The sequence below is a fragment of the Paenibacillus sp. sgz302115 genome (assembly GCF_056120445.1).
The window spans coordinates 25,339-46,663 of sequence record NZ_JBVYOK010000021.1; the positions used below are offsets into that span (position 1 = coordinate 25,339).

Genomic DNA, 21,325 nt, shown 5'->3' on the forward strand with positions numbered 1-21,325 from the left:
TCAGCGAATTATTTCAGAGTCCACTGCGGCAGGCTTCCGGCAAGCCCGATGAACGGGCTGACCGTCAGATTCTGAATGCGCCCATTGTAGGCGTAGACTGTTTTTTTGTAGCTGGTGAACAGGATCGGCAGTTCGTCATTGAAGAGCTGGTACAGTTCTTTGTAGACAGCCTTGCGCTGCTCAATATCGGTAGTTGCAAGTGCCTTGTTGTACAGCTCAAGGAATTTCGGATTGTCATAGTCAGTGATTTCCCCGTCGAAGAACTGCATGAACCCGTCAGCCGGATCAGTCAGCATACTGGTCGAGAAGGATACCAGATCGTAGTCTCCGCCCTCTACCTTGGACACCAGCGAGTTAAAGTCAGCAAATACTTCCGGCTGGAATTCGATGCCGAGCGCTGCAAAGTTCTCCTTGGCTACAGCAATGAAAATATCGGTGTTCTTGCTCTTGGAGCCGAGATAATGGATCGACAGCGGTTTGCCGTCCTTCTCACGGATGCCGTTTGCACCAACTGTCCAGCCCGCCTGATCCAGCAGCTGTTTGGCTTTTTCCGGATCATATTTGTAAGGGTTGATGCCTTCTTCGGTGTAGGCCCAGGAGATCGGCGATGCCGGAATGTTGGCAATGGAGCCGGCTCCCTGCTGGGCATCCACATAAATGCTCTGGCGGTCAAGACCATACATAATCGCTTGTCTGACTTGCTTATCCTTAAGCTGCTCATGCTTCAAATTGACCTGCATATAGCCGTAGGTGCTTGGTGTGTAAGGAATGATATTCACAAAGCCGAGTGCCTTCAGCTTCTCAATATTCTCGTCCGTAGCACTGAAGGAGGCATAGTCAACCTCTCCTGTCTCCAGGAACTGCCACACATCACCTTCGGAGGTTTTGTAGATGAAATGCTCTGTCTTCGGTTTGCCTTTAAAATAATTCTCATTGGCTGTGAGACGCACTTCCTGTCCGGGTAGGAATTTCTCCAGCTTGTAAGGCCCGTCGCCGAGCGGCTTCTCATGCAGCTTCTTGATATATTCCAAATGGCCGAATTTGTAGTCCTTGCCGTAATAAGCTTTCGAGAGCACGTTCGAGCCAAGTGTTACAAGAGCCGTTGCATTTGGTTTCTCCAGTGTCACCGAAATGGTCTGCGGATCAATGACCTTGATGCCATCGACGGTTTTGGCCGTGCCTTCTTTATAGGCTTTGCCGCCTTTAACATTCAGTGAGGGCAGTGAAGAGCCGCCGTCATAGGCTTTGTCATATTGAAGGGTCCAGGTAAAAGCAACATCATCCGCAGTGAGCGGCGAGCCGTCGCTGAATTTCAAGTCTTTTCTCAAATGAAAGGTATATGTAAGCTGATCCTTCGATACATCCCAGCTCTCGGCAAGCTCTGGCGTAGGAACACCTTTGTCATCTACCGTTACCAGTGAAGCATACAGTAAGGAAGACACGTTGCCGTCATAGCCGCTCTCCTGAAAATAAGGTGTAAACGCCCCGCTCGGATCTGTAAGGCCGACAATGATCGTATCCGAACGCTTCTTGGCAACCTCTGGCAGCTTCGCTAAATCAGTGGCGGTAAAAGGCTCGCTCAGCGCGCCCGCTGGAACGGCTGCCGGGGATGCCGAAGCTTCTGTGCCCGCTGTTGCTCCCGCATCAGCCGATGCCGTTGCCGCCGCCGTGTTATTCCCGGTTGCAGCGTTGGAATTGCCGTTGTCCGAGCAGGCCGAGAGCGCAAGTGAACCCGCAATCAGTAAGGAAGACAATAAAAACATGCTTTTTCTCATAAAATCATCTCTCTTCTCTCCATTTGTGTAATACAATAATTCCTACCTGCTAAGTATGATTAAAGACCGATAGTTCACATTATAGAAAGTATTCTCTGTTCTGTAAAGAGAGAACTTGAAAAAAATTCTTTATCAACAGAATCGCGTGCGGTTTTGCGCAAAAAAAATAAGCCGGAAAATCCTCTGCAGCAGAGAATTCCCTGGCTTTGATACCTGACCGTATGGCTATGGACTCTTATTTCAAATATTCAAAAAGCTGCTCGTTCATCCGGTGAATTCCCTCCAGGCGCAGGCTGTAGGCGGTGACGTTCTCCCCTTCGATGTAGGCATGAAGCAGGCCGGCGCAGCGGAGACTGAAGATATGGTCATGAACAATCCCCTTGGAGATACCGGCTTGCCTCACGATCTCTGTAAAGGTTTTGCGCTCGCCGCCGAGCGAATGCAGAATCTTCAGACGGCTTTTTTCACCCAGACTGCGGATGGCCCTGTACATGTAAGGCGATATTTCTTCATCCGCTATAGTGATTCTTGCCGCGTAATGGCAAATCGTGAGCGGCCCGAAGCTGTAAATAATGTTGGCAGGCTGAAAATGATATTGTGGAATCAGCACCAGCTTCTTCAGCCGGTCTGCCGGGAGGAAATAAAACCCGTTCGTCGTCTTATTAATAAAATCGGCAGTAGCATTCCCGTTCAGCTCCTTCTGCCGCTCCTCCGCGTGCTGCTGCAGTCTGCTGATCACAACGTCATTGCTGCCGTGGAAATATTGCCGGTTCCACTCCGATAGCAGAAAATGCATCCTGCTGCGGAATTGATCCATTTGCCCCGGAAATACACTCACATATTCGGCAAGGGTCTCATACATATCTCCTACCGTCAAGCCTTCCAGCCAGCGGAGCACATTGTCCACACTTCCTTTGTCTGGACACTGATAGATCAGCAGATTCAGCAGCTTCCACTCATTGCCCAGCTCCGTCTCCGCAAGCGTGGACAACAGCTCCGGGCTAAGGCGGCGCGACACCTCAGAGGACCATGACGTGCCCAGATCAATCTTTTTATTCGATTTCTTGCATATAAATGTATGTATACTGCTCACTAATTCATACACCGGCTCAAATTCAACCCCAACCTCGTACTCCACGGTCATTCCTCCTGATGCAACTTCTATTCACTACAGCGTTAGTGACTTAATATTATGGTATTTCACGGCGTATACGCAAGCGCACAAGTTCTCCCGGCCCATAAGCCTACCACTCTGCATCTCGCTTTTTCGTGGCTAGGAGAGTAAAATAAAGGCACATTATTCGATTGGAGTGAAGGATAAGATGGGACAAATCGAACAGGGAGAAGGACGTTTTTATATTGCTGGTGACGGTAAGGACCTTGCCCAGATCACATACAAAACGGACAAAGCAACGGGGAATCTGGTTATCGACCACACCTTTGTCTCGGAAGATCTGCGCGGCCAAGGTGCCGGGGAGAAGCTTGTGCGGGCGGTTGTGGATAAAGCGCGCGCAGAGCAGGTTAAGATTGTGCCAGTATGCCCCTATGCGGTTCATCAATTCAAAAAGCATGCGGAGTATGGGGATGTGCTGAGCGAGAATGGATAAAATCATAAGTTGTGCCAAGCCGATGCTTGGGCACACATTCGGGAGGACATGCGTTTGACTACAGCAGAAACATTAAAAGATATAGAGGAATTGCAGCAGCGCTGCGAGCAATACGAAGGAATTACCCTGAAGCTCAATTGGGAAATGCTTCGGCAGCCGCCGGCAGCCGGTGGAGCCGAGTGGCTGGTAACTTATGAGGATGATATGCTGGTAGGATTTATAGGCCTGTACGGGTTCGCCAGCGAAATGGAAATCTGCGGGATGGTGCGGCCGGGATACCGGCGCCGGGGTATCTTCACTTCCCTGTGGCAGCGGGCGCAGAGCATCATCAAGCAGAATAATATCACTACACTGCTGCTGAATGCTCCAGCCTCCTCGTCTTCAGCTTCAGCTTACCTGAAGACGCTGCCGCTGGAATTTAACCATGCGGAATACCAGATGAAATGGGATAGCGCGTCTGCACCGCAGGGCTCCACGGAGCCTAGCTCGGCTGCAGGGACTGTAGTGCTGCGGCCTGCGCGCGAGGACGAAACCGCCATTCTTATCGAGCTGGACTGCGAAGGGTTCGACATGTCCAAAGAGGATGCCGCAGTAATGTACGAGCACCCTCTGCAGGACAATCAGCAGGAGCAGATCATAATCGAAATGAACGGACAACCGGCCGGCAAGATGCGGCTGTATACAGAGGATAACGAAACCTGGATCTACGGGCTCACAGTAGCCAAGAAGCTGCGGGGACTCGGCATCGGCCGAAGTACGCTTCTGCAGACGATTGAACGTGAGCGGCGGAATTATAATGGCGTGAACCTGGAGGTTGCCCTCCACAATCCGGGTGCACTGAAGCTATACGAAAGCTGCGGCTTTGTCATTCTGAACAAGCAGGATTATTACCGCTATATCGGCTGACCTGCCGTGGATTGGTGAAGCTGCTGAGATGCAGCTCCCCACGGAGAGCACTCTTTCTCTTGGCGTTAACAGCCCGGAGGAAGGGTGCTTTTTCAAGTTGGAAACCGCTCAGGTTACATCAAGCCATACCCCCGGATGACTTGCTCATCCTTCTCATTTCGGCGTTCCCCATATTTCTGCATACGTTCCGCCGACTCTTCCCGCTGCAAAAACACAGACAACAGCCGTACATAATCCAGCGATTCTTGTAACGGAATTCCCGCGCCATCGAAGATAGATTTGCGTCCGTCCAGCAGAGAATAGACCTCCACCGTTTCAGCCGGTTGGCCGTAGGCCTTATGGCAAAACACATTGGCCATATGCAGAAAACCGGTAATAACCTCCTCATTCCCGCTCACCATAAATTTCTGAATGCTCAGGCACCGTCCAGGAGCCGCCGAGTTCCAGACCAACTGAAAAATCATCGCCAGCTCAATATCCAGCTCCGGCACCGACACATGCCACTGCTCGTACAGCAGCACGGGAACCTCCTGCAGATGATTACCGGATACGATCCGCATCAGTTCATCCGCAATTCCTGTCTTCACATCCCAGTAGTGCATCAGGGAAGGAAAAGCATCTCCTTTAGGAGGCCAGCGGCGCTCCAATAGAAACTGGATCGGCGTTTCCCGGCGCACCTCGGGCTGCAGGCTGTAAAAGTCATTCAGCGTATGCCCAACCGCATACTGGACCTGCTGCCTCCAGCGCGGAAGGCCGGTGGCCGCTGCTCCGCTGCCGGTATTTTCCGCACCGCCCAGCATAATATGCTCCATGCGGAAATCATTAAGCCGGCTGTATCGTACAGCCGCCGCCTCCCGCTTGCCTGCCGCCCAGCTACCCGCCGCGCCGCCCATCTTTAAGAAACCGCCGCGCAGGCTTCGATAAATTGACGGCCGAAGCTGCGGCAGGTTTCTTTTTCCGTAGCGTTAGGCCCATACTCTATTTTCAAGCTATCCTGGAGAAGCTCCGCACCACGCTCCTTCAGCTTCGCCTCGATCTGATCCACGGCTCCACAGTATATTTCATATCCGGTATCTCCGCTTCCGAAGGCGGCTGCCTTGCAGGCTGTAAGATCCAGCTCATCCAGCTCCTCATAGAAATCCAGGAATTCATCAGGCAGCTCTCCGTCGCCCCAGGTATAAGCGCCCAGCAGCACGCCCTCATATGCTTTTATCTCATCCGCGTTGCAGTCAGTGACCGATTTCATTACAGCCTCACCGCCCGCTTGGCGTATTCCCTCTACAATCAGTTCAGCGATCTCTTCCGTATTGCCAGTCAAGCTGGCATAGACCACAAGCACCTTAGCCATGATCGGTTCCTCCCAAGTAAACATTAAATTTAAACCAAGTTTGAACAACTTCTTTATTATTTTATTTGATAATGATTCTCATTGTCAACAGACAATAACAAGAAAACGCGGACCCTTATCCTCAAAACCGGACAAGAGCTCGCGTTCACTGTTGACCTATTCATTTTTTCGTTGGCAAAGTGCGCCTCTAATAGATCGTCAGACTCTAATCATCCCCTGATCGGAAGAGTCTGCCCATTTGTAACGGACCGAGCCGCTCTTATTTCTACTGGAAGTCATTTTTTCGCAAATTTACGGACTCCAGAGCCTTTAAGTGCGGGCTTTCATCCCAAATATACCTGCCGAAGAGGCAATAAGTGCGTTACGGTCCATTAGCCCGGCTAAATGTATCCTTTTCGGGAAAATAACGGCTTTACGGTCCGTAAGGATCAGGAGAATCGAGGATTGATATGACGAATCCCGCTCTCCCCAAACCCCAAAGGCTCCGCCTAATTCACAGATTTAGAGTTGATACTGATCTAATATGCCCCTTCCAGCAGCGTAATGCCGTTGCCGTCCGGGTCGCGGAAATTCATTTCCTGGCCTCCGTATTCCATCGTCGCCGGCGGCTGACAGTCCAGTCCTCTCGCCTTGAGCTGCTCATACGTCTCATTCAGACTGCTGCAGGAGAACACCAGATTCACCACTCCTGTAGTATGCTTGCCCCATTTGTTCTCATCCCAGATGATCAGCCCAGGCTGTCCCTTGTCAAAGCCGAGCTTCGCCCCGTCGGAATTGCCATAACCCTCAAAAGGAACAGGAATTCCCAGCACCTCCGTGTAAAAAGCTACCAAAGCAGCCGGATCCTTAGTGTACAAATTAATGCCTTCAAAAGCTGAAATCATCTATTCTCTCTCCTTCGCGATCATATTCTTAGCTGCGCGTTCGCCCGCTGAATACAGCTTAACAGCTGCCGCTCATCTTGTATTGCAAAAAAACGACATTCACCTCTGCGCATAGGCCAAGGCTTCCAGTGGCGTTCTCCCCGCAAATTTCTTAAAGCTGTTGATCAAATGCGACTGATGGCTGTAGCGGTAGTTGTACACCACATCCTGCATAACCATTTTGTGCGGAGAGAATTGATACAGGTCTAGCCATACATTCTGAAAGCGCACAAGGTCTGCTGTCTTTTTGGGGGAAAGGCCGATATATTCGCGGAAAAGCCTCTCAAGCTGGCGGCTGCTTATCCCTGCGTTATTCTCAAGCTCTCCGGCGGTAACCACGCCCTTCTGCTTCAGAATGCTGTAAACAGCGTTCATCAGGCTGTCATTGCTGCGCCAGGCATGGTCCAAACGTCTTAGCAGATAAGCTTCCGCAGCAGCGGCCCGCTCAGAGAACGTATGTAAAGCGTGCAGCCTTTGTCCCAATTCTTCGCGAAAGGAAGCGAAATACTGTTCGACAGGAACATGAACATTCAGAACATCCCGGAGATGCTCGTCCGCAAACAAATGAACCGCCCAGAAATGAAAACGGATGGCAAAGCTCAGCTTGCCGTTAGACTGCGCAGCTCCTCCGGCCTCAAACGGAGCGTCATTTATTCCACAAAAGATTCCGCCGGCCTCACCTGTAGCGGCATCCCATTCCCATATAATATCCATACAAGTATCCGGTATAATCGTCACCGGCCCCGAAGGCTGGAGGGCTGCTCCGTCCAGCGGTGTCTGTGGCAGGGGCGCATGGGCTTGCAGCCGGGGCGAGCTTCCCCAGAAACAGCGGATAAACGGCCGCAAGGCTTGGCAGGGCAGGTACTCGCCGGCCGCCGCCGGATTTGAAGTAATCGGATAATACAGCTCCGAAAGGTCAAACATCAGCTTCCGCCTCCAATCTTCCAGGGTTCCATAAGCGATAAACATATTTTCTTCTGATCATACACAATCACTGAGAGAAGCGCCAGAACATAGCCATGCATAGACCTCTGCAACGTCCCGAATTCACTCGAAACTACTATAACCGGACCCTCTTTGGGGCAAAATGGGAATAGTCGAAGCTTTGCAACCATTTTGTTTGTAGCAGCAAGGCTAAATGATGTACAATAAAGGCTAAATGACTTTTTGAAGGATGGATAATCATGTATATAGCAAGTGACTGGAAAGACTATGAAGTGCTCGACACCGGGGGCGGAGAAAAGCTGGAACGCTGGGGAGATGTCGTGCTGCGCAGACCGGACCCGCAAATTATCTGGCCCCTTGCGGACGAGACGGCCAAATGGCGTGATGTGCACGGACACTATCACCGCAGCTCAGCTGGCGGCGGGCAATGGGAAATGAAGAAAACCATTCCGAACGATTGGAAAATCAGCTACGGCAAACTGAAATTCCATCTTCGTCCAACCAATTTCAAGCACACGGGTCTATTCCCCGAGCAGGCTGCCAACTGGCGCTGGATGATGGACAAGATTGCCGAGGCGGGCCGTCCGATATCGGTGCTTAACCTGTTCGCCTACACCGGCGGTGCAACCGTGGCTGCGGCCAGCGCAGGAGCTTCTGTGGTGCACGTGGATGCAGCCAAAGGCATGGTCCAATGGGCTAAGGAAAATATTCAGCTCTCCGGCCTCGCCGAACGGCCGGTCCGCTTCATCACCGACGACGTATTCAAATTCGTGCAGCGTGAGCAGCGCCGCGGCAGCAAATACGACGCGATCATTATGGATCCTCCATCCTACGGCAGAGGTCCGGGCGGCGAAATGTGGAAGCTGGAAGCGAGCCTGTATCCCTTCCTTGAGAGCTGCATGGAAATTATGAGCGACAGACCGCTCTTCATGCTGATCAATTCCTACACGACCGGTATTTCACCGACCGTTTTGCGCAACATGCTCTCGATGACAATGGGCAAACGTTACGGCGGCAAGCTGACCTCCGGCGAAATCGGCCTGCCGATTACAGCCTCCGGAATGAACCTGCCTTGCGGAATTCTGGGCCGCTGGGAGGCGTAAGCCATGACACCGATAGTACCCGAGTCCGGCGGCGGGAGCTCCCGCTTCGAGATCCTGTACGAAGACAACCATCTGCTTGGCATTGTGAAGCCCGTGAATATTCCCGTGCAGGAGGATGCCACAGGAGACCCGGACCTGCTCAGCCTGCTCAAAGAAGATGTGAAAGAACGCTTCAATAAACCTGGCAATGTGTACATGGGCCTGGTTCACCGTCTGGACCGCCCGGTCGGAGGCGCGATGATCTTCGCGAAGACCTCCAAAGCTGCTTCAAGGCTGTCGGAGAGCGTCCGCTCCCACAACCTGAGCAAAGTATACCTGACCGTGGTTCACGGCAAGCCTCCGGCTGCGCAGGGCCGTCTGGTCAACACCTTGCTCAAGGATGCCAAGACTAATACGGTAACCATTGTCCGCCCCGGAACGCCCGGCGGCAAGGAAGCCATTCTCGATTATACGGTGCTTGGCAGCGCCGAAGGCTATAGCCTGCTGAAGATAGACCTGCTCACCGGACGTTCGCATCAGATCCGCGTGCAGCTCAGCGGCATCCGCTGTCCGCTCTACGGCGACCAGAAATACGGAGCAGCAGTGAACAAACCGGGGCAGCAGATCGCTTTATGGTCTGCGCTTGTAGGCTTCCCGCATCCCGTAACCAAGGAAGAAATACAGCTGATTTCGCTGCCGCCGCAGACCCATCCGTGGAGCTTGTGGCCGCAGCATCAAGTAGAAACGGCTGTGCCGTCCATAAAAGGACGGTATCCGTTTCAGCGAGAAATAGAAGGATAAAGTATAACGTGAAACTTATACTTTCTTATATTTATGCAAAAGCAGGCCATCCGTTAGGAGGCCTGCTTATTATGCGTGCTGATATCTTAGGATGCAGACCCCTCCGGGGCCTGAGCCACCGCGAGCTTCCCCATTAAGTAGATCAGAAGCTGCTGGTTATGGGAGGAGATGGGGTCCAGCACCTCAGCAAAAAAATCACTGCGGATCTGGAGGCCGCGCTCCGTCTCTATTTTGCCAGTCTCCGTGATGCTTACCCACACAATTCGCCGGTCAGCCGCATCACGTTCACGGACGATCAGACCATGCTTCTCCATCCGGTCCAGCAGCATTGTTACTGCCGCCGGGCTGGTCGCCAGATGCGGAGCCAGATCGGAAGGCTTCATCGCGTTACGCTCCTGCAGCAGCTCCAGTACGGTAAGTTGGGCATCTGTAAGTGTAGGGGCAAGGTTGCTGTCCATGTGTAGCTTATAGTCCTTTAATATCTTATGCCAGATCTTACTGAATTCAGTGGCGTGCACACGTATTCCTTCCTTTCTTGCGGACCTCTATCCGGTATATCTACATTTTCGCGAGAAAAATTCCATTTCCTGCAAAAGAAAAAAATAATTCGCCGGCATAATTTTTAATTAAACCATAAACGGCGCCCGGCTACTCCTTACAGAGCAGTCAGGTGCCGTTTATTTATGCTATAAAAAGTGGTTAACCCGCTTATAAAACCGCCGGGAACAGGCTGATAATCTCGTCCTTTTTCTCTACGGCCACCAATTGCTTGCCAATTGAGCGCCGTTCGCCAAGCGGTGCCGATTCGGAGGAGAAGCTATGTACTGCTCCATCACGGGTAATCGCCGTAAGCTCCAGCGGTTCGCGGCAATAGAATGCGCCGGACAATCTGCTGCCGTTCGGCTTGATGCGTTTGCCCTCCTTGAATTCGAAGGTTGGCATGCCTTTGCCGCCGCGGCTCTGTGAAGGATAATCCAGCAGCAAGGTGCGTTTGGCATAGCCAAGCTCGGATACGACCAGGATTTCGCCCTCGTCTTCACTTACCCAGAAGCAGGAAACGACTTCATCGCCTTCCCGCAGTTGAATGCCTCTTACCCCGCTGGCCACCCGGCCCATAGGATTAACTTCGTTTTCCTTGAATCGGATGCACATGCCCTCGCGGGTCACCAGCACAAGCTCCTTGTCTCCGCTACTCAGGGCCACTGTAATGATCTCATCACCTTCAGCCACCTTGCAGGCGGCAACAGCACCGGAACGGCTCGTAGAGTACTCCTTGAGCTCTGTACGCTTCACCTGGCCCTTGCTGGTGACGAAGACCAGGCTGGCCTGCGGATCCTCCAGATTGCCTACCGGCAGGATGCTGACGATTCCGTCACCTTTGGCGAGGCTGATTACGTTCACAATCGCCGTGCCCGGATCTTTCCATTTGAACTCTGGAATCTGGTGAACAGGAAGCAGGAAGTATTGCCCCTTGCGGGTAAATACCAGCAGGCTGTCACGTGTGTTCAGATCCAGCAGCTTGACTATATGATCGCCTTCCTTGACCCCTGAGGCATGGCGTTCGCCCCCCGAACGGGTGAAGGACAGCATGCCGGTCCGCTTGATGTACCCGTCGGCTGAAAGGGCGACGAGAACATCCTCGGCGTTCACCAGCACTTCAAGGCTTACCTTGAGCTCCTCCACCTCACCCTGAATGAGCGAGCGGCGGTCAATACCGTATTTGTCGCGGATTTCAATCAGCTCTTTACGGATGACGGCGATCAGCTTCTTGTCGCTGTCCAGAATAGCCTGCAGCGCGGCAATCCGCGCTTGCGTTTCATCCAGTTCCTTCTGGAGCGAGTGAATCTCCAGATTGGTCAGTCTGTAAAGCTGCAAGGTAAGGATGGAATCAGCCTGGCGTTCGCTGAAGCCGAACATCCAGACCAGATTGTTCTGGGCATCCTGGCGGTTCTTCGACGCCTTGATTGCGGCGATGACCTCATCCAGAATGTTCAGCGCCTTAACCAGTCCCTCCAGGACGTGAGCGCGGTCCTCCGCTCTCTCCAGATCGAACTGGGTGCGATGGGTCACCACCTCGCGCTGATGGGCAATATAGGCCTCCAGAATCGCTTTGAGGCCAAGCTGCTGTGGAGCTTTGTTGACAATCGCCACCATGTTGAAGTTATAGGTGACTTGCAGATCGGTTTTTTTGAGCAGGTAGGCCAGAACCCCTTGAGCATCGGCTTCCTTCTTAAGCTCGACTACAATCCGCAGGCCGTCGCGGCCGCTCTCGTCACGGACCTCGGCGATGCCTTCGATTTTTTTCTCCAGACGGATATTCTCCATCGAGGTAACCAGCCGTGATTTGACGATCTGGAACGGCACCTCAGTGATGACAATCTGCTGCTTGCCGCCGCGCAGGTTCTCGATCTCGGTCTTGGAGCGCAGATAGATGCGCCCTTTACCTGTGCGGTAAGCGTCCATGATGCCTTCGCCGCCCATAATCGTGCCGCCTGTCGGGAAGTCAGGACCTTTGATGAAGGTCATGATATCTTCCAGTTCAATATCCGGCTTCTGCATAACAGCTATACAGGCGTCAATTACCTCGCGCAGATTATGCGGCGGAATTTCCGTAGCAAATCCGGCGGAGATTCCGCTGGTCCCGTTGACCAGCAGATTCGGAAAACGCGAGGGAACCACTACCGGCTCCTTAGCGGTATTGTCAAAGTTGTCCTTGAACAGCACGGTGCGCTTCTCGATGTCGCGCATCATTTCCATGGCGATTGGGGACAGCCGCGCCTCTGTGTAACGCATCGCTGCCGCCGGATCATCGTCCATCGAGCCCCAGTTCCCATGTCCGTCTACAAGCACATGGCCCATCTTCCAGGGCTGTGCCATCCGCACCATGCCTTCATAAATGGAGGAGTCCCCGTGCGGATGATAATTCCCCATTACATCCCCGACCGTCTTGGCGGACTTGCGGTAGGGCTTGTCCGGGGTATTGCCCGAGTCGTACATGGCATACAGAATCCGGCGCTGTACGGGCTTCAGCCCGTCGCGGACATCCGGAATCGCCCGGTCCTGAATAATATATTTGGAATACCGGCCAAAGCGGTCACCGACGACCTCTTCCAGAAAAGCCGGCGAAAATTGTTCTGATAAACTGCTCATTCGCTCACCTTCTGTTCCTCAATCTGTCCACATTTTTTAAACCTTGGCGATCTAACGCTCCGCTGGAGGAATATCTTGCAAGTATTTGCTAAAAAATTCAAAAGAACAAAACTGTGTTGATTGGTGTCCAGCGTAACTCCGGGGAATGTTTGGACTTCCAGCCGCTGTTATGTTTGGATTTCCTGATTTAAACCGCTGTTCGCGGTAGAAATCCAAACATAAAGGCGGACGCTGACGCTCCTACAGTTCCAAACTTCCCCTCCATTACTTCCCACCAATAAGCTTCGCTTTATTCTTCAGAACCCGACAAAAGCAAATCCAGAGAATATTCCCTTTGCTTCGCTAAAAAGGAATCACCAAAAAAATAAAAACAGCGGAAGTAATCGTCACTGCCCGAAACCCCTTCAGACAAATGACGATTTACTCCACGATCTCCGTGAAATCGACGTTCTCGACAATCCAGCGCTTACGCGGGTCGACCTTATCGCCCATCAGTGTGGATACGCGGCGCTCCGCCTTGGCGGCGTCCTCGATCTGCACCTGCAGCAGGCTGCGCGAGTCCGGATTCATCGTGGTCTCCCACAGCTGCTCGGGATTCATTTCACCGAGTCCTTTGTAACGCTGCAGCTCGAAATTCTTGCCGAATTCCTTCAGATAGTTCGCGAGCTCCTCGTCACTCCAGGCATAACGCACCGTCTCCAGCTTGCCCGACTTGCGCGTCAGCTTGTATAGCGGCGGCTGGGCGATGTATACCTTGCCCGCATCTATCAGCGGCTTCATATAACGGTAGAAAAATGTCAGCAGCAGCACCTGAATATGCGCACCGTCGGTATCGGCGTCGGTCATAATGATGATCTTGGAATAATTGCTGTCTTCTACGGCAAAATCCGGCCCAATCCCCGCACCAATGGAGGAAATAATCGCCTTGTACTCATCGTTCTTAAGGATATCCAGCAGCTTGGCCTTCTCGGGATTCATCGGCTTTCCCTTCAGCGGCAGAATCGCCTGAATCTTGGAATCACGCCCCTGCTTGGCCGAGCCTCCGGCGGAATCGCCTTCGACAATGAACAGCTCGGTACGGGTCACATCCTTGGACTGAGCAGGCGACAGCTTGCCGCCAAGGTTGGAGCTCTCACTGCGTTTTTTGCCGCTGCGGATCTCATCGCGGGCTTTACGCGCCGCTTCCCGGGCCTTGGAGGCCTGAATCGACTTCTTCAGCAGGCTTTGCGCCACCTGGGGGTTCTCTTCCAGGAAACGCGCCATATTCTCGGATACGATATAATCCACGGCGCTGCGGGCAGAAGCGCTGCCGAGCTGGTCCTTAGTCTGTCCGACAAATTCCACCTCGGCCATCTTGACGCTGATGACCGCCATCATGCCTTCGCGCAGATCATTGCCTTCCAGGTTCTTGTCCTTCTCCTTAAGCAGTTGTGTCCGGCGGGCGTAATCGTTCAGCACGCGGGTGTAGGCTGTCTTGAAGCCCGTCTCATGTGTACCGCCGCTCCGGGTTGGAATCGAATTGACGAAAGAAGCCAGGGTCTCGGTATAGCCAGCGTTATATTGCAGCGCCACCTCAACCTCGATATCGTCCTTCTCCGCGCTGAAATGAATCACATCATGCAGCACGTCCTTGCCTTCATTAAGGAACTGAACGAACTGGCTGGCCCCGCCTTCATAAAAGTATTCATCCTGACGGCCGCTCCGCTCATCACTAAGATTAATGCGCAGACCGGAGTTCAGAAAGGCAATTTCCTGCACCCGCTCCGCCAGCGTATCGTAGTTCAAGGCTATGCCATTTGCAAAGACGCGAATATCCGGCTTGAAGGTGATCTTCGAACCGGTCTTATTCGTATTTCCCAGAATTTCAAGGCCGGTCACAGGTTCACCGACATGCTCTTTTCCACTGCTGTCCACCCAATATTCGAAGCGCTGGCGATGGATTTTGCCTTCCCGGTAAATTTCAACCTCCAGCCATTCGGACAGTGCATTGGTCACAGAAGCGCCTACGCCATGCAGCCCCCCCGATTTTTTGTAGCCGGAACCGCCAAACTTGCCGCCCGCATGCAGAATGGTAAATACCACCTGCGGCGTTGGCACTCCTGTCTTGTGCATTCCGGTCGGAATCCCGCGCCCGTTATCCTGAACGGTAACTGAGCCGTCCTTGCGCAGTGTAATATCAATCTTTGAGCAAAACTTAGCCAAATGTTCGTCTACTGCATTATCCACTATTTCCCATACAAGATGGTGCAGTCCCGAGGAACTCGTACTGCCGATATACATGCCGGGCCGTTTGCGTACCGCAACCAGACCTTCGAGCACTTGAATGTCGTCAGCATCGTATCCAGTCCGGGCGTCTTCGCCGTTCTTGGAGACTTTTGCAAACATATCGATCTGTTCGAGCATTCATGCTCCTCCTTCTTTTTCTCTCTACCCTTCGAAATGCAAACAAACGTTTCGTTCACTTTGTACATTCTAATTCAAAATATCCCGTTTCGTAAAGACGGCGAAAGAAATGATCACCGAAACGACTCCCCAAACCGCTAATACAGCCATGGAAAAAGATAAAGTCATTCCTTCAATCGGCGCGGGCGTTCCCGCCAAATATCCGGTCAGCCCCAGGTTGACCATAAATAAATATTTCGCCGTGCTCCAGGCCGAGGCCATATTGGTCAGAATCGTGCCGGCAATCAGCGCCGCCATCATCACCACGATGCTTGCAGCCGTGCTCCGCACCAGTACCGACACCATGAAGGCCAGCAGCGCAACAACAATGCTGACGAACCAGATAAGCCCGCCCTGCATCAGCAGATACTTCCACTGCGGCACCGCGTGTACAGTAGACATATTAACGGTATCTCCGCTGAGCTGGAAGCCCGTAAAGACTGGAACGTTAAAGCCCTTATATCCAAAAGCAAGACCGGAAATAAGATAGCTGATAATGAAGACCGAAAGTACAATCAGCGAGACGAACATCAGCAGTGCCGCCATTTTGCTGAACAGCACCTTCCAGCGTTTGACCGGCCGGGTCAGCAGCATCTTGATCGTTCCGGTTGTACGCTCCCCGGAGACCAGATCGGAGGCCACAGCCATGATCAGCAGCGGAATAAATAACGACACCGAATTGTCCAGAAACTCACGGGTGAAGGTTACACCACTAGGCTCATTTGGGTTGACATCATGATCGAGATAATACTGCAGCTGCTGGACAAAAATCTTCCGGTACGATTTCCATTCCTCCGGAATCCGGTCGCTGCCGAGGGAGTTCTGGTTGTCGGTAATCTGCTGCTGGATTTCCAGCCTCCAGTCCGAATTGAATTTGTCCCGGCTGCGCTCGGCTACCCGCATCTGAGCGTAAGTGAACATGGGCACGAGCACGAGCAGAATCAGCAGTATCACATAAAAGCGTTTCTTCTTAATGATCTTCAGGCACTCATTACGGATGAGCGGCAACAGATTAATCAATGGATTCACCCTCCGTTAGCTTCAAGAATAGCTGTTCCAGTGTGGGGTTGATTTTATGCACAGCCCTTACTTCCACTTCGTCGGTAACAAGTATGGCTACAATCTCGGGGATCAAGTCTTCATCCATAGCCGTGATAAGGGAATTCGGTCCCATGCCGGCAGTGATGGAATCATCCAGCGTAACCTCATCCAGCTCCAGCAGTGAAATATCCGGTCTTCCGGCTAAAATCCTCTTCGCTCTGTCAAAAGGCTCCAGCTCCCATAGCACATAAGGGGAGTTGCGGGAAACCAGCTCTTCCACCCCGCCCACAGCCAGCACACGCCCCTTGCTGATAATGGCGACACGGTCGCACAGCAGTTGAATTTCACTCAGCAAATGGCTGGAGACAAATACGGCAAGCCCTTCATTCGCAAGCTGGCGGATGAATTCCCGCAGCTCCTTGATGCCCTTCGGATCAAGCCCGTTCGTCGGCTCATCCAGAATCAGAAGCCGGGGCCGTCCAAGCAGCGCCTGGGCTATGCCCAGACGTTGCCGCATACCCAGCGAGTAAGTGCTTACCTTATCATGAATCCGCTGATCCAGCCGGACAATATCCACCACCTCGGCAATTCGGGCCTGATCCACCCCTGGCTGCATGCGGGCGAAATGCTGCAGGTTCTCCCAGCCGGTCAGGTAGGTGTATACCTCGGGATTCTCCACAATGGAACCGACATATTGCAGCGCTTTTTCAGGATCACGGTTCACATTGTAGCCGCATACGGTAATCTTGCCTTCGCTCGGCCGGATCAGATCGACCAGCATGCGGATGGTTGTTGTTTTGCCGGCTCCATTCGGACCAAGGAAACCAAAAACCTCGCCTTCCCGGACATCAAAGGTAACATCATCTATAATCCATTTGCGGCCTATTTTTTTGCGGACATTCTCGACGGACAGCACGATTGCCCCGGAGCCCCCGCTCTTTTCATTTGTCATCTTTCTCACAGCTCCCCGTTGTGTTCATTTCAGATGTCTGCGATGCAGGTGGAGCTTAACGCACAGCTTGTACGACCCGTTCGCTGATCCGCTGGTAACCATCGCCGTTCGGATGGAAATGGTCGCTTGACAGATAGCTCTGCCAGTGGCGGTTGAATAAATCGAAGGTCGGAACGAGCGTCATATTGCTCCGTTTATTAATAATGTCCATTGCTGCATTGTTCCAGGCCGTTACCGCCTGATTGCCGGGAACGAGCAGCTCGGGAACATCTCCGAAGGGATTATATAGTCCCAGATAATAAATTTGTGCTTTTGGATTGATCTCCGCGATCCGGTCAAGAATGACGCCCAGCCGTTTCGCGGCTTCAGGCAGAGCAGCCAGCAGCGATTCCGGCGTTATTTCTTCACTGCCATTAGCCGCTGTAGTGCTAACGGTGGAACCCGCTTTTTTGGCAGCACTCCCTGCCCCGGCTTCCCGGCTTGTTGACGTTTTTGGGCTTGTCCCGTTAGAATCCTTCGATCCGCTCTCAGAGCTTTCCGTATCCGGTGATGCGATTTGCTGGCCTTCACTGCCGTTCCCCAGGAGGTCAGCACCTCTGAAAAGATCATTACCGCCGATAGAGAGCAGAATGACGTTAGCCTGGCGCAGGGCGTATTTCACGCCTTCATCCTGCAGCTTGCTCTGCAGACCTGCCGTGGTTAAACCGTTGATGCCCATATTTCCGAGAAGCTCCGCCTTATTGCCTTTTGCCGTCAGACCATCAACCGTTCTTTTGACAAATCCGCTGCCCTCGTTATCGCCTGTGCCTTTGGCCAGGGAGTCGCCAAGCGCCATAATCCTGACCTCCTTGCTCACCGATACTGCGGGGGCTGTTGTCTGCTTCGGCAGCGAGGAGAAGAACGCCTCTCCCTTCGGGAATAAAATATCATTCACCGCGTACACAAACCCGGCCAGCAAAAGTACGGTTGCCGCTATGGAAATCAGGCTGACACTGCGCCAGGTCCATTTGGAATCCTTCAAAGCTATCCCTCCGTATGCCGTTCTATTCTGTATTGTTCCACATTTTACAAAGTTCTTAACTATGTAGATAAACATAATTCTTCTATGCGTAATTTGCAAATCCTTAACATGTAAAAAATGCAAAGCGCGGCTCATAATCTTACTGCAAATGGAAGCGGCAAAAAAACCGCCCTCCAGCCAAGCCGGAGAGCGGTTTCCATCAATTCTTAAAGCTGTATTATTTACCGATAAATTCCTGAACCCAATAGTTGTTGTCGAAGCCTACGCCGATATAATTGAAATTCGGGCTTAAAATGTTGGCGCGGTGTCCGCTGCTATTCATCCAGGCTGTCATTACTTCCTGCGGTGTCTTCTGCCCCATAGCGATATTCTCACCGGCATATTGATAAGTGACGCCGAAGGCGGACATCATATCAAACGGTGAACCGTACGTAGGGGAAGTATGCGAAAAGTAATTATTCGCACGCATATCGGTTGCCTTCGCTGCCGCCACTTTGTTCAAGCTGTCGAGTGCGGCTACAGGGGCCAATCCGGCTGCGGCGCGCTCCTTGTTGACCAGCGTCACGATCTGCTGCGTAAATGTGCCGTTTGCCACCGATACGGTCGGCGCAGCTGTTGCCACAGGCTTCGCTGTTGGAGCTGGTGTCGCAACAGGCTTAACCGTTGGCACTGGCGTTGCTACAGGCTTAACTGTTGGCGCTGGTGTCGCTACTGGTTTAGCTGTTGGCACTGGTGTTGCAGCCGGTACTTCCGTTGGTGCTGGAACCGCCGTAACCGGCTTAGAAATCACAATCGGCTGGAACGTAAAGGTTGATCCGTCAAAAGTAATACCCTTAATGCTATATTGGTGCAAATATTGCATGAATTGTGCAAAGCCGGGAGTGCTGACAGTCACCGCCTGAGGTGCTGCCGCTGCCTTAGCTTGTAATGGAAGCGAAATGCTTAATGCCAGAACAGCCGCTACACTTCCACCTATCACTGCTCTTAGAGTTTTGCTCTTCATTCTGCCATCTCCTTGTTCTTGTTGTATTTTCTAAGCTGCCAAGAGTTCCGGGACCAAATATTACAAAGTTGTAATCTGTTCCTTGGTTATTGTAACATAAATCTCTCATCTGTGCCCTTCTAATTTTTTACATTTAATAGATTGCAGATCAGCTTGTCCAATTGCTTACGAAGGCATATCTGCCCCCAAAACCAAAAAGAAACGGCCCCTCCCTGCAGGAACGGCTGCCGTTTCTTATAGATACAAGCTTTATTAATGAAAAGACTGCCAAAATTCGCCTTCGGTCGAAATCAGGCCCATAATCTCCGCATAAGGGATACGGAAGGTTGGGAACCCGGCTGCATAAGGGGCGATTTCATATGGGGCAAAATACAGATAAAGCGCCTCCCCATCCACAAAAAAGGGCTGATCGGCCGTAATTCCCTTATAGCTGTCAGGGAAGACGTAAGAGTACTGTGGATCGGTCGCAATCTGTTTGCCGACAATTTCGCTGAGCTTCTGTACATACTTGCTGCCTGGCTTGAACAGATCACTGAGCTTGTAAAATTTCCCGTTCTTCAAATTGATGTGCGTATAGATTTTGGTCGGCATGCCGTGCGCAGCTCCGAACGGATAACGATAGCCGTTCAACTCCAGCACCAGGAGAATTTTACGGAAGAAGGATACGGCAAAGTCGCCTGTGTAGCTGAAATCCTTAGCTGTTCCTGCCCCCTCGGCAAGTGAAAGGCTGCGCAGCTTGTCGTTCACTTCTCTCGACACATCTGTGATGGCGATGCCTTCTACAACCGGGTAATACACCAGGTAATCTCTGTTTGGATGATATTTTTTCTCCAGAACGGAATACGGCGGTCTTAAAGGAATGACGTCATTTTGCCGCCATACAAGCTTCCCCTTGCGGTCATAATAGGCTGTGCGCAGGTCTACATCCGCCCTGATCAGGCTGCCGCTGAATGACAATGTGCCGGAGCCTGGAACAACGGGGGGCTGGGCAGATTTGTTGCCGGTTTTATCAATAAAATAGGTGTCCTTCGCATCGTATACGGACGCAAGCCCGTTCTGGTAATTGTTCACACCCAGCAAGGGATGATTGTTCAGAATTCTTCCCGTTACCGCATCGGCGATAACATAGCTGGCACCCCGGTAGGGCTGGCCGGCAACAAGCGGTGTTCCCAGTGCAACCCTGTCTTCTCCAAGCTGCAGCACAACATCGTAGGTGGCCGGAATAATCTGCTTGCCCTGCATATCAATAAGCCCGTAGGCGTTGCCGAAGTCCGGCGCGGTATTAATCACTGCCCTTCCCTCGGAAAAAGGCAGCGCGGACGTAAATTGCGGCTGTATGGCAATCGTGCCGTCCGTGCGGAGATAGCCGTATTTGCCGTTCTCCTCGGCCTGAAAAGCTAGCATCCCTTCGCCCAGGTTGCCTACAAAAGGATAATTGTACGTATGCTGCACAACTCCTTGCGGATCAATCAGCGCAAACTCCCCTGCTTTGATTTTGACCAGCGCCATACCGTCCTTGAAATCTCCGCCATCCTCGTAGACAGCAGGCAGCACTTCTTTGCCTTGTGCATCCAAATAGCCGTAGCGGGAACCGTCCGAAGGATTCTGCTTGGAGAAAAGCGCCCGCCCCTCATGAAGCGAATTCAAATAATCATACCGCGCCGAAGTGACCTCTTTGCCTTTTTCATCAATGAGCGTATACCCTTTCGCATCGGAGACAACGGCCCGGCCCTCGGAAAAAGGGGCAATAAAGGAATAGATTGGCTTCACCTTTTCCCTGCCGGTGCTGTCGATCAGCCCGCTCTTGTCCTTGCGTTGCACAATTGCCAGCCCGTTCGCCTGAAATTCCTCGGCATATTCGTATCGCGGTTCAATGACTGTCCGGCCTTCATTGTTGATATACCCCCACAGCGTGCCCTCTTTCAGCTTAAAAGGTGCCGGATGCGGCACTTCCGCCCGCAGCTCAGCCTCCTCCAGCTCAGACAAAATGAACAGCGGCCCCAAAGGCTTTTTGGAGTAATCCACACGGTATAACCCCGGCTCTGCGGGGATGGTTACGAACAAATCGTCATCCGCGCGGATAAAATCCTCCTCCTGCTGTACGATAGCCTCATTCCAGCCGATCCCGTCCCAGCGCCACACCTCGGCCTGCAGGAGGCCGCTATCCATTCCTTTTCCCAGCTCATTCAGCCTTATCCTCAGCATCCAGTCGCTCCCCTTTACCATAGCCTTATGCCTACAGAATATGGGCGGGAGCGGAGTTATGTGCCTAATCTGCGCACTGGCAACATGACATATGCTGTGATCTTGATAATAACGGCGTCCTCGC

The 21,325-nt window shown here is 52.4% G+C and carries 18 protein-coding genes; 4 read left to right on the forward strand and 14 right to left on the reverse strand.

Annotated features, from left to right (window positions below; all coding sequences use genetic code 11):
- Positions 1-8: 8 nt before the first annotated feature.
- Both AC0LWN_RS26685 and AC0LWN_RS26690 read right to left on the reverse strand, forming a co-directional pair.
- Positions 9-1,775 (reverse strand): ABC transporter substrate-binding protein, encoded by a 1,767-nt coding sequence (locus AC0LWN_RS26685; RefSeq protein ID WP_474670774.1) that lies wholly within the window; start codon positions 1,773-1,775, stop codon positions 9-11.
- 235 nt (positions 1,776-2,010) lie between these two features.
- On the reverse strand, positions 2,011-2,913 hold the full coding sequence (locus tag AC0LWN_RS26690) for an ArsR/SmtB family transcription factor (RefSeq protein WP_474670776.1): 903 nt from the start codon (positions 2,911-2,913) through the stop codon (positions 2,011-2,013).
- A gap of 184 nt (positions 2,914-3,097) precedes the next feature.
- Here AC0LWN_RS26690 and AC0LWN_RS26695 point away from each other — a divergent pair, with 184 nt between their 5' ends.
- Both AC0LWN_RS26695 and AC0LWN_RS26700 read left to right on the forward strand, forming a co-directional pair.
- Entirely contained in the window at positions 3,098-3,382 is a 285-nt protein-coding gene (locus AC0LWN_RS26695) for a GNAT family N-acetyltransferase (RefSeq protein WP_474670778.1), read from the forward strand.
- Positions 3,383-3,436: 54 nt separating this feature from the next.
- Positions 3,437-4,288 carry a GNAT family N-acetyltransferase gene (locus AC0LWN_RS26700; protein ID WP_474670780.1) on the forward strand — a complete coding sequence of 284 codons (852 nt, stop codon included), beginning with the start codon at positions 3,437-3,439 and terminating at the stop codon, positions 4,286-4,288.
- Positions 4,289-4,401: 113 nt separating this feature from the next.
- Here the strand turns inward: AC0LWN_RS26700 and AC0LWN_RS26705 are convergent, their stop codons facing one another.
- The 4 genes from AC0LWN_RS26705 to AC0LWN_RS26720 all read right to left on the reverse strand — a co-directional run bounded on the left by AC0LWN_RS26705 (position 4,402) and on the right by AC0LWN_RS26720 (position 7,483).
- Positions 4,402-5,181, reverse strand: coding sequence for a hypothetical protein (locus AC0LWN_RS26705; RefSeq protein WP_474670782.1), 780 nt, complete (start codon positions 5,179-5,181; stop codon positions 4,402-4,404).
- A gap of 2 nt (positions 5,182-5,183) precedes the next feature.
- On the reverse strand, positions 5,184-5,636 hold the full coding sequence (locus tag AC0LWN_RS26710) for a flavodoxin (RefSeq protein ID WP_474670784.1): 453 nt from the start codon (positions 5,634-5,636) through the stop codon (positions 5,184-5,186).
- 518 nt (positions 5,637-6,154) lie between these two features.
- The gene (locus AC0LWN_RS26715) at positions 6,155-6,520 is read right to left on the reverse strand and encodes a VOC family protein (RefSeq protein ID WP_474670786.1); all 366 of its coding nucleotides are present in this window, start codon (positions 6,518-6,520) and stop codon (positions 6,155-6,157) included.
- Positions 6,521-6,619: 99 nt separating this feature from the next.
- Complete coding sequence (locus AC0LWN_RS26720; RefSeq protein WP_474670789.1) at positions 6,620-7,483, reverse strand: helix-turn-helix domain-containing protein; 864 nt, start codon at positions 7,481-7,483, stop codon at positions 6,620-6,622.
- 260 nt (positions 7,484-7,743) lie between these two features.
- Here AC0LWN_RS26720 and AC0LWN_RS26725 point away from each other — a divergent pair, with 260 nt between their 5' ends.
- Both AC0LWN_RS26725 and AC0LWN_RS26730 read left to right on the forward strand, forming a co-directional pair.
- Positions 7,744-8,607 (forward strand): class I SAM-dependent methyltransferase, encoded by an 864-nt coding sequence (locus AC0LWN_RS26725; protein WP_474670791.1) that lies wholly within the window; start codon positions 7,744-7,746, stop codon positions 8,605-8,607.
- Between the two features lie 3 nt (positions 8,608-8,610).
- A complete protein-coding gene (locus AC0LWN_RS26730) occupies positions 8,611-9,387 on the forward strand; it encodes an RluA family pseudouridine synthase (RefSeq protein WP_474670793.1) in 777 nt (258 codons plus the stop codon).
- Positions 9,388-9,473: 86 nt separating this feature from the next.
- Here the strand turns inward: AC0LWN_RS26730 and AC0LWN_RS26735 are convergent, their stop codons facing one another.
- From AC0LWN_RS26735 to AC0LWN_RS26770, 8 genes are all read right to left on the reverse strand, one after another.
- Positions 9,474-9,905 carry a MarR family winged helix-turn-helix transcriptional regulator gene (locus tag AC0LWN_RS26735; protein ID WP_019910073.1) on the reverse strand — a complete coding sequence of 144 codons (432 nt, stop codon included), beginning with the start codon at positions 9,903-9,905 and terminating at the stop codon, positions 9,474-9,476.
- Positions 9,906-10,095: 190 nt separating this feature from the next.
- Entirely contained in the window at positions 10,096-12,537 is a 2,442-nt protein-coding gene (gyrA, locus tag AC0LWN_RS26740) for a DNA gyrase subunit A (protein WP_474670795.1), read from the reverse strand.
- A 420-nt stretch (positions 12,538-12,957) separates the two neighbouring features.
- Positions 12,958-14,940 (reverse strand): DNA topoisomerase IV subunit B, encoded by a 1,983-nt coding sequence (gene parE / locus AC0LWN_RS26745; protein WP_474670797.1) that lies wholly within the window; start codon positions 14,938-14,940, stop codon positions 12,958-12,960.
- A gap of 69 nt (positions 14,941-15,009) precedes the next feature.
- Positions 15,010-15,999: an ABC transporter permease gene (locus AC0LWN_RS26750; protein ID WP_474670799.1), complete on the reverse strand. Its 990-nt coding sequence runs from the start codon at positions 15,997-15,999 to the stop codon at positions 15,010-15,012.
- The gene (locus AC0LWN_RS26755) at positions 15,992-16,972 is read right to left on the reverse strand and encodes an ABC transporter ATP-binding protein (protein WP_474670801.1); all 981 of its coding nucleotides are present in this window, start codon (positions 16,970-16,972) and stop codon (positions 15,992-15,994) included. The genes AC0LWN_RS26750 and AC0LWN_RS26755 overlap by 8 nt, the downstream gene beginning before the upstream one ends.
- 55 nt (positions 16,973-17,027) lie before the next feature.
- Positions 17,028-17,993 (reverse strand): GDSL-type esterase/lipase family protein, encoded by a 966-nt coding sequence (locus AC0LWN_RS26760; RefSeq protein WP_474670803.1) that lies wholly within the window; start codon positions 17,991-17,993, stop codon positions 17,028-17,030.
- Between the two features lie 217 nt (positions 17,994-18,210).
- Positions 18,211-18,996 carry a CAP domain-containing protein gene (locus AC0LWN_RS26765; RefSeq protein WP_474670805.1) on the reverse strand — a complete coding sequence of 262 codons (786 nt, stop codon included), beginning with the start codon at positions 18,994-18,996 and terminating at the stop codon, positions 18,211-18,213.
- A gap of 252 nt (positions 18,997-19,248) precedes the next feature.
- On the reverse strand, positions 19,249-21,201 hold the full coding sequence (locus AC0LWN_RS26770; RefSeq protein WP_474670806.1) for a WG repeat-containing protein: 1,953 nt from the start codon (positions 21,199-21,201) through the stop codon (positions 19,249-19,251).
- Positions 21,202-21,325 lie beyond the last annotated feature (124 nt).

What these genes read in the sequence shown, in the direction of transcription:
- AC0LWN_RS26685 (WP_474670774.1), bottom strand. Translation starts at nt 1,775, where the DNA reads ATGAGAAAAAGCATGTTTTTATTGTCTTCCTTACTGATTGCGGGTTCA.
- AC0LWN_RS26695 (WP_474670778.1), top strand. Translation starts at nt 3,098, where the DNA reads ATGGGACAAATCGAACAGGGAGAAGGACGTTTTTATATTGCTGGTGAC.
- AC0LWN_RS26705 (WP_474670782.1), bottom strand. Translation starts at nt 5,181, where the DNA reads ATGGGCGGCGCGGCGGGTAGCTGGGCGGCAGGCAAGCGGGAGGCGGCG.
- AC0LWN_RS26710 (WP_474670784.1), bottom strand. Translation starts at nt 5,636, where the DNA reads ATGGCTAAGGTGCTTGTGGTCTATGCCAGCTTGACTGGCAATACGGAA.
- AC0LWN_RS26715 (WP_474670786.1), bottom strand. Translation starts at nt 6,520, where the DNA reads ATGATTTCAGCTTTTGAAGGCATTAATTTGTACACTAAGGATCCGGCT.
- AC0LWN_RS26720 (WP_474670789.1), bottom strand. Translation starts at nt 7,483, where the DNA reads ATGTTTGACCTTTCGGAGCTGTATTATCCGATTACTTCAAATCCGGCG.
- AC0LWN_RS26725 (WP_474670791.1), top strand. Translation starts at nt 7,744, where the DNA reads ATGTATATAGCAAGTGACTGGAAAGACTATGAAGTGCTCGACACCGGG.
- AC0LWN_RS26730 (WP_474670793.1), top strand. Translation starts at nt 8,611, where the DNA reads ATGACACCGATAGTACCCGAGTCCGGCGGCGGGAGCTCCCGCTTCGAG.
- gyrA (WP_474670795.1), bottom strand. Translation starts at nt 12,537, where the DNA reads ATGAGCAGTTTATCAGAACAATTTTCGCCGGCTTTTCTGGAAGAGGTC.
- parE (WP_474670797.1), bottom strand. Translation starts at nt 14,940, where the DNA reads ATGCTCGAACAGATCGATATGTTTGCAAAAGTCTCCAAGAACGGCGAA.
- AC0LWN_RS26755 (WP_474670801.1), bottom strand. Translation starts at nt 16,972, where the DNA reads ATGACAAATGAAAAGAGCGGGGGCTCCGGGGCAATCGTGCTGTCCGTC.
- AC0LWN_RS26765 (WP_474670805.1), bottom strand. Translation starts at nt 18,996, where the DNA reads ATGAAGAGCAAAACTCTAAGAGCAGTGATAGGTGGAAGTGTAGCGGCT.
- AC0LWN_RS26770 (WP_474670806.1), bottom strand. Translation starts at nt 21,201, where the DNA reads ATGCTGAGGATAAGGCTGAATGAGCTGGGAAAAGGAATGGATAGCGGC.